Source organism: Chryseobacterium cucumeris, from assembly GCF_001593385.1.
Lineage (GTDB): Bacteria > Bacteroidota > Bacteroidia > Flavobacteriales > Weeksellaceae > Chryseobacterium > Chryseobacterium cucumeris.
The window spans coordinates 1-12,687 of record NZ_LUVZ01000023.1 but is presented as its reverse complement, the minus strand read 5'-3'; the positions used below and the strand labels follow the sequence as shown (position 1 = coordinate 12,687).

The 12,687-nt window shown below is 35.8% G+C and carries 12 protein-coding genes; 8 read left to right on the top strand and 4 right to left on the bottom strand.

All coding sequences use genetic code 11. The annotated features are described in order from the left end of the window. Positions 1-55: 55 nt before the first annotated feature. From A1704_RS12445 to A1704_RS12420, 6 genes are read left to right on the top strand one after another with little or no spacing between them, the layout of a single operon-like run. A complete protein-coding gene (locus A1704_RS12445) occupies positions 56-769 on the top strand; it encodes a CDP-alcohol phosphatidyltransferase family protein (protein WP_062673840.1) in 714 nt (237 codons plus the stop codon). 42 nt (positions 770-811) lie between these two features. Next, entirely contained in the window at positions 812-1,576 is a 765-nt protein-coding gene (locus A1704_RS12440) for a 3'-5' exonuclease (RefSeq protein WP_062673838.1), read from the top strand. 2 nt (positions 1,577-1,578) lie between these two features. Further along, positions 1,579-1,977 (top strand): putative signal transducing protein, encoded by a 399-nt coding sequence (locus tag A1704_RS12435; RefSeq protein ID WP_062673836.1) that lies wholly within the window; start codon positions 1,579-1,581, stop codon positions 1,975-1,977. Positions 1,978-1,985: 8 nt separating this feature from the next. Beyond that, the gene (locus A1704_RS12430) at positions 1,986-2,546 is read left to right on the top strand and encodes a hypothetical protein (protein WP_062673834.1); all 561 of its coding nucleotides are present in this window, start codon (positions 1,986-1,988) and stop codon (positions 2,544-2,546) included. 7 nt (positions 2,547-2,553) lie between these two features. Further along, a complete protein-coding gene (locus A1704_RS12425) occupies positions 2,554-3,159 on the top strand; it encodes a fumarylacetoacetate hydrolase family protein (protein ID WP_062673832.1) in 606 nt (201 codons plus the stop codon). Positions 3,160-3,218: 59 nt separating this feature from the next. Further along, positions 3,219-3,656, top strand: coding sequence for a universal stress protein (locus A1704_RS12420; RefSeq protein ID WP_062673831.1), 438 nt, complete (start codon positions 3,219-3,221; stop codon positions 3,654-3,656). An 83-nt stretch (positions 3,657-3,739) separates the two neighbouring features. Here the strand turns inward: A1704_RS12420 and A1704_RS12415 are convergent, their stop codons facing one another. Beyond that, positions 3,740-3,973, bottom strand: a complete 234-nt coding sequence (locus A1704_RS12415; RefSeq protein WP_002976854.1) for a DUF6341 family protein — start codon at positions 3,971-3,973, stop codon at positions 3,740-3,742. A gap of 42 nt (positions 3,974-4,015) precedes the next feature. Between A1704_RS12415 and A1704_RS12410 the strand changes: the two genes are divergently transcribed. Both A1704_RS12410 and A1704_RS12405 read left to right on the top strand, forming a co-directional pair. Continuing rightward, positions 4,016-4,921: a DUF6427 family protein gene (locus A1704_RS12410; protein ID WP_062673830.1), complete on the top strand. Its 906-nt coding sequence runs from the start codon at positions 4,016-4,018 to the stop codon at positions 4,919-4,921. A 6-nt stretch (positions 4,922-4,927) separates the two neighbouring features. Beyond that, positions 4,928-5,512, top strand: a complete 585-nt coding sequence (locus tag A1704_RS12405; RefSeq protein WP_034696856.1) for a DUF3109 family protein — start codon at positions 4,928-4,930, stop codon at positions 5,510-5,512. Positions 5,513-5,593: 81 nt separating this feature from the next. Here A1704_RS12405 and A1704_RS12400 read toward each other — a convergent pair whose 3' ends face one another. From A1704_RS12400 to A1704_RS12390, 3 genes are all read right to left on the bottom strand, one after another. After that, a complete protein-coding gene (locus A1704_RS12400) occupies positions 5,594-8,437 on the bottom strand; it encodes a M16 family metallopeptidase (RefSeq protein ID WP_062673829.1) in 2,844 nt (947 codons plus the stop codon). A 299-nt stretch (positions 8,438-8,736) separates the two neighbouring features. Further along, a complete protein-coding gene (locus A1704_RS12395; RefSeq protein WP_062673828.1) occupies positions 8,737-11,601 on the bottom strand; it encodes a M16 family metallopeptidase in 2,865 nt (954 codons plus the stop codon). Positions 11,602-11,754: 153 nt separating this feature from the next. Next, positions 11,755-12,441 carry a hypothetical protein gene (locus A1704_RS12390; RefSeq protein WP_062673827.1) on the bottom strand — a complete coding sequence of 229 codons (687 nt, stop codon included), beginning with the start codon at positions 12,439-12,441 and terminating at the stop codon, positions 11,755-11,757. Positions 12,442-12,687: the final 246 nt, after the last annotated feature.

Sequence of the window (12,687 nt, the reverse complement as noted above, 5' to 3'; positions counted from 1 at the left end):
TTTTTAGTTCATATTATTTTGAGTTAGAATTTTTAAAAACTGTAATTTTGTGCTTATGGATTTTATAAAGAATAATCTGGCCAATGCCTTAACTCTGGCTAACTTATTTGCAGGCTGTGTAGGTGCAATACATTTAATTTTAGGAGATTATCAGACAACAGCAATCTGTCTTATTCTCTCTTCTATCTTCGATTTTTTCGATGGCTTTGTGGCCAGAGCTTTAAAATCAAACTCTAATCTTGGTCTTCAGTTGGATTCTCTTGCTGATATGGTAAGCTTTGGTGTAATCCCGGGACTGACGATGTACAAAGCCCTTGAGCCTTTTGGAGCTGAGCTTCTTGGAATTCATTTTCCATTTGAGATCAAATATCTGGGATTAATTGTCACTGTATTTTCCTGCCTGAGACTTGCCATCTTTAACCTTGATGAAGAACAACGCTATTATTTCAAAGGATTGAATACGCCTACCAACACCGTTTTACTGTTTGGTCTTTATTATGCCTTTAAAGAAACCGGAACTTTCAGCTTTTTGTTTGATAATGAATTGTTATTGGTTCTGCTCACTCTTCTCACTTCATGGCTTCTGATCAGCCCGATCAAAATGATGGCGATGAAATTCAAATCAAAACAATTAAAAGATAATTACCCTAAAGTTGTATTACTGGTGGGAGGAATTGCTATTCTTGCGATATTCCAGGTTATTGGAATTCCAATGCTTGTTATTTATTATATATTGGTGTCTCTTATTTTTCAGGCACAATTAAAATAAACTCATTTAAATAAAACACGTTTCAATTTATTAATAGTCAACATGAATTTAAAACTCCATAAACCACTTTGTATTTTTGACCTGGAAACCACAGGAACCAACATAGGAAAAGACAGAATTGTTGAAATCTGTATTTTAAAAGTAAATCCGGACGCCTCCAGAGAAAGCAAAACATGGCGTGTAAACCCGGAAATGCTTATTCCTAAAGAAAGCAGTGAGATCCACGGTATTTATGATGAAGATGTAAAAGACGCGCCTACTTTCAGAGACATTGCATCTAAAGTAATGGAAATGATTACCGGCAGTGATTTGGGAGGATTTAATTCTAACAGATTTGATGTTCCCCTTTTGGCTGAAGAACTTTTAAGAGTAGGAATGGATTTTGATCTGAGTAAATTCAGACTGGTAGATGCACAGACTATTTTCCACAAAAAAGAGCCTAGAAACTTAAGTGCTGCTTACCAGTTCTACTGTGGAAAAACATTGGAAAATGCACACTCTGCAGAAGCTGATGTATGGGCAACATTTGAAGTTCTGGATGCCCAGGTTGGAAAATATGATGATATCCCGAATGAAATAGCACCACTAAGTGAATTCACATTCCATAATAAGAATGCAGATCTTGCAGGATTTATCGGATATAATGAAAAAATGGAAGAGGTTTTCAACTTTGGAAAATATAAAGGACAGGGCGTGAAAGCGGTATTCCAAAAAGACTTAGGATATTTCGGATGGCTTCAGAATGCTGACTTTCCATTATATACTAAGAAGGTTTTTACAAAAATTCAATTATCAAGTAGATTTTAAACATGTCTGACCTGGTTCGTTTTAAATTTTATGAAACTGCCCTTGAAGCTAACAGGGACAAGCAGATACTGGCTGAAAACGGCATCAACAGTTTCATTGCGAATGAGCAGCTGATCCAGTCGGATTGGCTTCTGTCACAGGCGGTAGGAGGAATACAGCTTCAGGTGTTTGAAGAAGATATGGAAAAAGCACAGCAGATCCTGCAAGACTATAAAGACAACGAGCAATATTCGCTGGAAGTAGAACATACCATTGAAGATCCTGAGTTTGATTTTGTATGCCCGAAATGTGGTTCCAACCACATCTACAGGGATGACAGTGCTACCAGTTTCTTTGGTATTTCTTTCCTGACGAGTCACAAATTCAAATGTTATTATTGCGGGAATGAGTTTACGCATTAAGGTTTAATATGGTCAAAAAATTTGGAAAGATTTTTCTCGTTGTTATTCTTGGCTTTCTTGTTTTCATAATAGGAAAATTCATATTGGTATGGAACAGCGTAGAAGTTGATCATAGTTTAAGCCAGAAACCTCTTTTTAAATCTTTTGATCAGCAAAAGCAAACAAGTATTTGGGGTTCAGAGAGTGAAGATATTAAAACCAATGATTTTAAGACAAAGTCAGACAGTATAAGTCCAGCATATTATAGCTGTTCTATTACTGAAAATCCAATGCTAAATGTTACATTTTCTGTTGGAGATGGTTTCAGCGGTGGTGGTTTTCAGATAGATATTTTTCAAAGCAGATATAAAATCTCTCCCTATTCATATACTGACAATGTAAAACTCTTTGATTTTTTGGACACAGGAGAATATTATAAAGTTTTGGACAGTAAACTTATTCTGGATAAAGAATCTTATCAAAAAGGAGATAGCATCTTCGGATATACTGAACTCAAAGTTCAAAGAAGATATGGTCCTGAAAAATATATAGAAGAAGGTAAAGGATATTTTAAAGGTAAAGTAAATTAATTAAGTTATGAAAATAATCTGCATAGGAAGAAATTACAGTGAGCATGCAAAAGAATTAGGAAATGAAATTCCTGAGAATCCTGTTATCTTCATGAAACCGGATACAGCCGTTTTAAAGGGAAATGATTTTTACATTCCTGAATTCTCCAATGATATTCACTACGAACTTGAAGTGGTACTAAAAATTTCAAAAGGAGGAAAATATATTCAGAAAGAAACAGCGCATAAGCATTATGAAGAAATTGGCCTGGGAATAGATTTTACGGCAAGAGATCTTCAGAGTGAACTGAAATCAAAAGGTCTTCCGTGGGAGCTTGCCAAAGGTTTTGACGGTTCGGCTGTGGTAAGCAGTTTTTTCAAAAAAGAGAGCTTCAGCCTTGAGAACCTTCAGTTTTCGTTATTAAAGAATAAAGAGAAGGTACAGGATGGCAATACAAAAGATATGATGTTCAACTTTGATGATATTATAGCTTTTGCATCTCAGTATTTTACATTAAGAGTAGGTGACCTTATTTTCACAGGAACTCCAAAAGGGGTTGGAAAAGTAGATGAAAATGATATTCTGGAAGCTTACCTTGAAGAGAAAAAAATCCTTGATATCCGAATATTATAAGTATTTAACATCAAAGTCTGACAAATTTTTCCTATCTTTAGGTAACAAAATTAGAGGTTATGATAAATATTGTATTACCCGTAGATTTTGGGGACAAGACAGACCAATTGGTAGACGGTGCCATAAAATTTGCAAAACAGCTTAACGGCAGAATTTACCTGATCCACGTAGCGCCATCAGATATCGGCTTTGCCATTGGTGATATGGGATTTCAATATTTTCCTGAAGTGGAAGCCAATGAAATCAGAGAAGAGCTGGTGCAGCTTAATAAAATTGAGCAAAGAATCATCAGTCATGATATCGATTGTGAGCACCTTTTAAAACAGGGACTTGCCAAAGATATTATTCTGGAACATGCAAAGGCAAAAAATGCAGATTATATTGTGATGGGATCACATGGCAGAAGCGGAATCTATGATGTATTCGTGGGAAGCTTAACAAAAGGGATTACAAAAAGTTCAAGTATTCCTGTGCTGGTACTTCCTATTCACGACTAAGCAAAAGAAATTTTAATCGTTAGTAATAAAAAAACCGATCAAATCATAATGTTTGATCGGTTTTTTACTATATAACCAATTAATTAACCTTCTTTTTTGTAGATATTCGGATCGTAGTAAGGGTGCTTACCTTCCGTTGGAGAATAATAGTCTTTATCTTTATCGCCACCTAGTGTAACCACCAGTACATAGCACCAATAAGTGAATAGTACACAGCAAACTATAAATAGAATCCAGTTTAAAACATTACCGAAAGCATCAAAGAAACCGAAAGACCATTTGAAAACTTTGCTTAAGAATAGAAAGAAAGACGTCATTATTTTCCTTTTTTAAATTAACTTTGTACAAATTTATAAAAAATGTTTAAATTACTTTCAAAAGAAAGCAATATTTTTTCAATTCCTGTTTATATTGGTTTTCTTCTTTTAGTAGTCATAATATTTAACATACTGAATTTCAATACTTACGAAGCCATAGTTGCCGGAATAACTTTTCTGGGAATTGCTTTGGGATATTTTTGTTTTCACAGTGTTGCCCTTAATTATCAGACCCATCTGCCCTTATTTTTATACACCTTTTTTATTTTCGGGCTGTATCCCGGAAATCTGGATATAGGAATTGCGGTTTCTCTGCTTACCAATTCCTTTCTTATCCTGCTACTGACCAGTGCAGATGAAGATATCAGGAAGAAGTCTTATGTATTGGTGGGATCTATTGTAGCCCTGAACTTTATTTTTCTCCCTACAACATGGCCGATGGCTGTTTTTGTTATCATCCACGTGATTGCAACTTCTGCCAAAATCACCCTGAACCTTTTCAGGTTTCTATTGGGAATTGTTTTGATTACATTCAGCTATTTTTCTGTCATGTATTTTGTTCAGTTCACATCATGGAATATTGATTATTTTCCGTTTGGAAGAATGAAACCGGTAACAGATTACACAGAACTTCTGCCACTGATACCTGTGGTTCTGATGCTTATTTATGCGGTATATGACCATTTTAAAAATTATAACAAGAAAAGTCCGATAAGCAGGTATAAATACACTTTCCTATTGGTTTTTTCTGTGGCACAGCTTGTTTCCATCATTTTATACATGAATAAAAGCTATGAATATCTGCTTCTTCTGGCATTTCCCTCAAGTATTATTCTGAGCAGAATGATGAGATTTTTACCTAAATACTGGATGCGTGAAGCCAGTGTATGGGTTATTATTATTAGTTTACTGACCTTTAAAGCAGGTACAGTTTTTGATTTATTTTAGAAAATTATGATTCAGATAGACGATAAATTGATTTCAGAGGAAATTTTTTCCGAAGAATTTGTTTGCAACCTTACAAAATGTAAAGGTGCATGTTGTGTGGAAGGAGATGTGGGAGCTCCGTTGGATAAAAACGAGCTTGAGATATTGGACAGTATTTTTGACAAAATAAAACCTTATCTTACTCAGGAAGGAATTAAAGCCCTTGAAGAACAGGGAACATGGACTACTGATCCGCACGACGGAATGTATGTTACTCCAATGGTGGAGAACCGCGAATGTGCTTATGTAACGTTCGATGAAAAAGGAATTACGAAATGTGGTATTGAAAAAGCGTACGAAGATGGTGCCGTGGACTGGCAGAAACCTATATCCTGCCACCTTTACCCAATCCGTGTTACGGAATATTCGGCATTTACCGCATTGAATTATCACGAGTGGAATGTATGCAGTGATGCCTGTACCCTTGGAAAAGAGCTTCAGGTGCCTGTTTATAAGTTTTTAAAAACTCCACTGACGAGAAAGTATGGTGAAGAATTTTACACCGTTCTGAGCGAAGCTGCTGAAGAATGGAAAAAAGAATATGGTTCTTAACCGATATGTATTTGAATGAAATAATAAAAACCGCAGAGAGACCTGCGGTTTTCTTATTTATTAAAGCTTATAAAAAATAGGTTAATTGGAGGTTTCTGCTTTTTTAACTTCCCCTTTTCTAGCCTTTTCCCAACCATCTTCCGGCATTAACGTTGCTATATTTTTTTCTTTCGTAAGGTATTTTCTGGCAACATCCTGAAGATCTTTTACTGTAAGTGCTTTTACTTTATCCTGATAATTTAAGATATCATATTTGTCACTTCCGTCTAATTGATTCTGGGCGATACCCTGCAGCCAGAATCCATTGTCTTTAAGACTTGTTTTATATTCGTTGTATTCTCCTTCTTTGTATTTATCAAGATCCTTTTGCTCTGGTCCTTTATCTATCAATTTTTGTAATTCTGCCATGGCACTTTTGGTAAGCTTTTCTACATTTTCAGGGCCACAGGGGAAATTAACACTAAAATCATACGCACTGTATGGTATTTTACTGAAGCTTCCACTTGCACCTCCTCCATAAATACCACTTTCATCTTCTCTTAGTTTTTCAAGAACTTTAATGGTAGCTACTTCTCCAAGAGCCGAAAGTGCCATCGCTTCTTTCTCATTGTAAGGAGCTTCTCCACTGTAAGAAATTGTTACAAGGCTCTTCGGTTCTTTTCCTTTTTTATAAACCTTAGTATATTCTCCTTTCACCGGTCTGTAGCCTGTATCTTTAAATGTAGATGATTTTCCACTTGCAGGAAGTGAAGCAATATATTGCAGGACTTCATTTTTAAGCTGTACTTCATCTATATTTCCTACAAAATAGAAATGGAAATTACCTGCATTAGCAAATTTTTGTTTGTAGATATCGTAAGCTTTCTTATAATCTGTATTTGCCCAATCTTTTTCCGTAGGTTCGAGGCCGGTGAACCTTGGGTTTTTCTGATTGATAAATTTGGAATATTCATTAGAAAAATAATATCCCGGATCCGAATCTACATTCGCCAGCATTGCAGATTTTTTTGTTTTGTAGGCGTTGAATGATTCGGAGTTATAGTTTAAATCTGTAAAACAAGCATAGATTAACTCCATCGCGGCCTTCAGATCCTTTTTCGAGCTTGTTCCGGAAACACCTTCTGTAAGGCCACCCACATAAGCGCTTGCACTCACCTGTTTCCCTGCGAGATAGTGTGCAAGATCTGTTTTGGAAAGCCCGGCTAGTCCAGCTTCAAGCAAAGCATCAAATGCGTATTTTGTTTTATTGTAATCAGTATCGGGAATGACAGACACTCCACCCAGGCCTATTGCTGCAAAAACAATTTCATCATCTTTAAAGTCTGTTTTCTTGAAAGTGACCTTAGCACCGTTGCTCAAAGTCCATGTGGTAGTTCCTAATTTAGCATCTGCTTCTGTTTTAGTAATTTTTCCTTCAGATTTAAAAGGCTTTATTAAACTTCCGGTTTTCGTTTTTTCTTCATAAGGTTTAAGATCAGCCATTTTTACGGCATCAAATGTTTTCAGAACCATCCCTTCTGTTGGCATTGTAATATTATCCTTTTTTGGACCAGTGATAACTATAACCCTGCTATCATCTTTTACCAGCTTTTTGATAATTCTATTGGTCTGTTCCAGTGCTATGGTCGGAAGGACTTCTTTAATATGTTCATATCCCCAGGTAATTCCAGGTATTGGCTCCTGTCTCAGGAAATTGTTCACATAACCATCGATAAGCTCACCACTTTGGTTTTTATCTTTGTTGTTGTAAGCCCATTCATAAGAAGAAAGCATCTGATCTTTTGCTCTGTCCAGCTCAGATTGGGTAAATCCAAATCTTTTGGCTCTTTCCACTTCTTCCAAAAGAACTTTTAGCCCATTCAGCTGATCACCGTCTTTTGTAGCAGCTGATCCCTGAAATGCTTCTTTACTTCTTGCAAAAGTTCCTCCGTGATAAACAGAACCATAAGTAAAAGGTGGATTTACAGAGTTAACCAGCTCTGCCAATCTGCTGTTGAGCATCATATTCACAAGGCTTTCTGTAACACTTTGATCATACTGCTGAACTGTTATATCCGGTTGGTACACTTCGGAATCTTTGATAATGAATTGCACTCCTGAACCTGTTGCATCAGGATCTGTTTCAATAGCTACCAGTGCTTCTTGATGGTTCGGAAGATCAAAAGATTTTCTTTCTCTTGGTTTTGAAGGATTTTTATATTGACTGAAGTTATTCTTAATCTTTTTCTCTATTTCATCTACATTGATATCTCCAACAACAATAATTGCCATCAGATTCGGTCTGTACCAGTCCTGGTGGAATTTTCGGATAAGATCGGGTTTGAAGTTTTCCAGTACTTCTTTTTTACCGATTGGTAGTCTTTCTGCATACTGAGATTTATATAAAAGCTTAGGAAGATATTTATCCATCATTCTCTTATCAGGTCCAAGACCTAACCTTAGTTCTTCCAATACGACTCCTCTTTCTTTATTGATCTGCTCATCAGAAAGTGTTGTATTAAATGCCCAGTCTTCCATTACTTTCAGTCCGGCATCCAGATTTCCCGGTTTATCTAATGGGACTGGAAGCATATAAACTGTTTCGTCAAAACCGGTATAAGCATTAAGGTGCTGTCCGAATTTTACTCCGATAGATTGTAAAAAGTCGACTAATTTATTATCCGGAAAATTTTTAGTTCCGTTGAAGTTCATGTGCTCCATAAAGTGAGCCAGTCCTCTTTGATTTTCGTCTTCAAGAATAGATCCTGCATTGATTGCCAGACGGAATTCTACTTTTTTCTCAGGTAAAACATTTTTTTTGATGTAATACTTCATCCCGTTGGAAAGAGTACCGATTCTTAAGGACGGATCCACAGGGATGTTTTGTCCACAGACATTTAGAGACATCAGGAAGATGGCTGAAAACGAAGATAATATTTTTTTCATCTACATTATTTTTGACCCTCAAAAATATCGATTCTCTATGCAATCAGCCTTTTACCACAGGGTTAAATTGAAGTTAAAAAAATTAAATATTACAAAATGAAAATAAATTGTTTCTTTTATATTGCTTAAAATGATTTTTAATTAAAAACATTCATAAATTAATTAAAATAGACTAATTAAAAATAATATCATTTTCTTCATCTACTCATAAATCATGGTTAATCTACTATTATATTGTCCTTTTTCAAACAAAAAAACCGTTGTAATGTACAACGGTTCTCTTATTTTAATTAAAAATATTAATTAGCAGCGCCTGCTTTTACAGTTACAGTTTCTGCTTTTTTAGGTTCTTCTTTTTTGGCTTTTTCCCAACCATCTTCCGGCATTAGCGTTGCTACAATTCTTCCTTTTGTAAGATATTTTTTAGCTACATTCTGAAGATCTTTTACCGTAAGTGCTTTTACTTTATCCTGATAATTTAAGATATCATACTTGTCACTTCCGTCTAGCTGGTTCTTAGCAATGGCATTCATCCAGAACATATTATCTTTCAGTTCTGTTTTGTTGTCATTATATTCACCTTCTTTGTATTTATCAAGGTCTTTTTGTTCAGGGCCATTATCTATAAGCTTCTGAAGCTCTGCAATAGCACTTTTAGTCAGCTTCTCTGCATTTTCAGGACCACAAGGGAAATTAATACCGAAACTATACGTTCCGTACGGTATTTTATTCATTCCTCCTCGGGCGCCACCTCCATAGATACCACTTTCATCTTCTCTTAGCTTTTCGATAACTTTAATAGTAGCCACTTCTCCAAGCGCTGATAATGCTAAAGCTTCTTTTTCATTGTAAGGAGCCTCTCCGCTGTAAGAGATAGACACCATACTCTTAGGGTCTTTTCCTTTTTTATACACTTTGTTGTAATCACCGGTCATCGTTCTGTACCCTGTATCTTTATACATTGTTGTTTTTCCTGACGATGGCAGACTTGCAATATATTGCAGAACTTCATCTTTAAATTTGGCTTCGTCTATGTTTCCTACAAAATAGAACTGGAAGTTTCCGGCATTGGCAAATTTATCTTTATAAATATCGTAAGCTTTTTTATAGTCTGTATTGGCCCAGTCTTTCTCCATTGGGAATACCCCGATAAATCTAGGGTTCTTCTGGTTCATGAATTTTGCATGCTCATTAGAGAAATAAGCCTGAGGATTAGACAACAGGTTATTCAACATTGCGGATTGCTTTTCTTTATAAGCATTAAAGGAAGCAGGATTATAATTTAAGCTTGTAAAATAAGCATACATAAGCTCCATAGCAGTTCCTAAATCCTTTTGTGTGGTTCTTCCGGAAACGCCTTCAAAAAGAGAAGTTACCATAGGATTTACGTTCACCTGTTTACCGGCAAGATAATTGGTAAGGTCTGCTTTAGAGAATCCTCCTACCCCAGCTTCTGTTAATGCTGCGAAGGCAAACTGGGTTTTATTGTAATCAGCATCTGGGATAAGAGAACTTCCTCCTAAGCTTCTTGCTGTAAATACGATTTCATCGTCTTTAAAATCTGTTTTTTTGAAAGTAACTTTCGCTCCGTTGCTTAAAGTCCACGTTGTTGTTCCCAACTTGGCATCTGTTTCCGTTTTAGCAATTTTTCCTTCAGATTTGAAAGGCTTCACCAGGTTCTTGATGGTTGCTTTTTCTTCATAAGGCTTAAGATCTGCCATTTTCACAGCATCAAATGTATTCAGTACCATTGCTTCTGTAGGCATGGTTACATTATCTTTTTTAGGTCCTGTAACAATAATTACCCTGCTGTCATCTTTCACCATTTTCTTGATGATTTCATTGGTTTGTGCAAGCGTAACGGATGGTAAGAAAGCTTTCGTATCTTCATATTCCCAAGCAATTCCAGGAATTGGTTCCTGCTCCAGGAAGTTTCTTACATACTCGTCTATCAGAATCTCACTTTCTGTTTTGTCTTTGTTGTTATAAGATCTTTCAATATTGGAAAGCACCTGAGATTTTGCTCTGTCCAGCTCAGATTGTGTAAATCCAAATCTTTTTGCTCTTTCAACCTCTTCCAATAAAACTTTCAACGCATTCAGCTGATTTCCCTCTTTCACCATAGCAAATCCCTGGAACGCTTCTTTGCTTCTTGCATAAGTTCCTCCGTGGTATACTGATCCGAAAGTGAAAGGTGGGTTTGTAGAGTTAATCAGCTCTCTCAATCTGTTATTTAACATTGTCGTTGAAAGATTTTCTACAAGACTTTGGTTGTACTGTTCTACCGTTACATCAGGTTTATAGGCATCAGCATCTTTCATGATAAACTGTACCATAGAATTGGTAGCATCAGGATCTGTTTCAATAGCTACCAGAGTTTCTTTATGATTCGGAAGATCAAAAGATTTTCTTTCTCTTGGTTTTGAAGGGTTTTTATATTTGCTGAAGTTATCCTTGATCTTCTTTTCAATTTCGTCCACATTGATGTCTCCTACCACAATGATTGCCATCAGATCCGGTCTGTACCAGTCCTGGTGGAATTTTCGGATAACATCTGGTTTGAAGTTTTCCAAAACTTCTTTTTTACCAATTGGCAGTCTGTCTGCATACTGAGATTTATATAAAAGTTTTGGAAGGTATTTATCCATCATCCTTTTATCAGCTCCAAGACCCAGTCTCAGCTCTTCCAACACCACTCCTCTTTCTTTATTGATCTGCTCATCGGAAAGTGTTGCATTAAATGCCCAGTCTTCCATTACTTTCAGTCCGGCATCCAGATTTCCTGGTTTATCTAATGGCACAGGAAGCATGTAAACCGTTTCGTCAAAACTTGTATAGGCATTAAGGTGCTGCCCGAATTTCACTCCGATCGACTGTAGAAAGTCTACTAATTTATTATCCGGAAAATTTTTGGTACCATTGAAGTTCATGTGCTCCATAAAGTGAGCCAACCCTCTTTGATTCTCATCTTCAAGGATAGATCCGGCATTGATTGCCAGACGGAAGTCTACTTTTTTCTCAGGTAATGTGTTTTTTTTGATATAGTACTTCATTCCGTTGGAAAGAGTACCAATTCGTACAGATGGATCCACTGGAATATTCTGTCCAAAGGCATTCGCAGACATCAGGAAAATGACTGCAAATGAAGATAATACTTTTTTCATGGTTATTTGATTTTATTTACGGCTTAAAACTAATATTTATTCAGAAGGTGAAGAAATCATTAAATCAATTTTATAGTTAAATTTGAGTTAAAATTATTTATATATTAAAAAACCGGGGAATTCCCGGTTTTTGTGTCTTAAAAAAGTATCTTATTATTTAAAATCAGCATCCGAAACTCCGGAGTTAATAACCACTTTTGTGGTTTTAATTGTCATTTTCTGACCTCCACCTTCAGCTTCTACTTCAGCAGGGAACTGTATTCCGTCTACCGCCATATAGCTTTTAATGGTTGCTTTACCTTCTCCGGCATCTGTTTTATATAAAAGTCCTGTTCCGGCATCGAAATAGAATTTACCTTTGTCTGAAGACAATACATTATAATCTTTTCCGTCAAGTTTTTCTGTAGATACAGCCTGGAAATTAGAAGCATCAAATGCTAAAGCATCCATTGGCTTTCCTTTTTTAAGTTCAGCAATTTTGTCAGCAGGAATATCTGTTTTGGTTCCCATCTGATCAAAATATCCTTTTTCACCATCAAAAAGCTGTACCATTTCTTTCCCCATGAAAGATTGTACAGATTTGAATTTATTTCCTAATTTCTTAGTTGTCATTTGGATTTCCATTCCCTGTACAGCCACTGTGTTATCAGTAATGGTAGATTTTACAGCGTCCAGTTTATCTTTTCCACCTAACGCTTTGAAATAATTATCAATAACCTCTTTAGGTGTAAGTTTTGATTGTACGGCTTCTGTTTTAGCAGATGCAGCCCCTTTTTTCTGAGCTGCTGCAGGCACTGAGAAAAGTACAGCGCAGAAAAACGGAATGATGATCTTTTTCATATTTATAATAAAGTTTAAAGAGTAAATATAGGAATATTGGCGGACATACAAATAAATAATGAGCAATTAGTAATGATTGATAATTGATTAATGATTAATGATTTTCAGGTGGGATATATTGACTAGTCCTGAAAAAGGTTGACTAGTTTAATATTTCAAATATACTTAAATCAGAGTAGGAATTTTCCTATTCTGATTTTGTTTTTTGTATGTTTTTAATTTTACGTTATTTTTCATATGCACTTG

Coding starts and splice junctions, on each gene's coding strand:
- A1704_RS12440 (WP_062673838.1), top strand. CDS start 812: ATGAATTTAAAACTCCATAAACCACTTTGTATTTTTGACCTGGAAACC.
- A1704_RS12435 (WP_062673836.1), top strand. CDS start 1,579: ATGTCTGACCTGGTTCGTTTTAAATTTTATGAAACTGCCCTTGAAGCT.
- A1704_RS12405 (WP_034696856.1), top strand. CDS start 4,928: ATGATTCAGATAGACGATAAATTGATTTCAGAGGAAATTTTTTCCGAA.
- A1704_RS12430 (WP_062673834.1), top strand. CDS start 1,986: ATGGTCAAAAAATTTGGAAAGATTTTTCTCGTTGTTATTCTTGGCTTT.
- A1704_RS12420 (WP_062673831.1), top strand. CDS start 3,219: ATGATAAATATTGTATTACCCGTAGATTTTGGGGACAAGACAGACCAA.
- A1704_RS12390 (WP_062673827.1), bottom strand. CDS start 12,441: ATGAAAAAGATCATCATTCCGTTTTTCTGCGCTGTACTTTTCTCAGTG.
- A1704_RS12410 (WP_062673830.1), top strand. CDS start 4,016: ATGTTTAAATTACTTTCAAAAGAAAGCAATATTTTTTCAATTCCTGTT.
- A1704_RS12425 (WP_062673832.1), top strand. CDS start 2,554: ATGAAAATAATCTGCATAGGAAGAAATTACAGTGAGCATGCAAAAGAA.
- A1704_RS12395 (WP_062673828.1), bottom strand. CDS start 11,601: ATGAAAAAAGTATTATCTTCATTTGCAGTCATTTTCCTGATGTCTGCG.
- A1704_RS12445 (WP_062673840.1), top strand. CDS start 56: ATGGATTTTATAAAGAATAATCTGGCCAATGCCTTAACTCTGGCTAAC.
- A1704_RS12415 (WP_002976854.1), bottom strand. CDS start 3,973: ATGACGTCTTTCTTTCTATTCTTAAGCAAAGTTTTCAAATGGTCTTTC.
- A1704_RS12400 (WP_062673829.1), bottom strand. CDS start 8,437: ATGAAAAAAATATTATCTTCGTTTTCAGCCATCTTCCTGATGTCTCTA.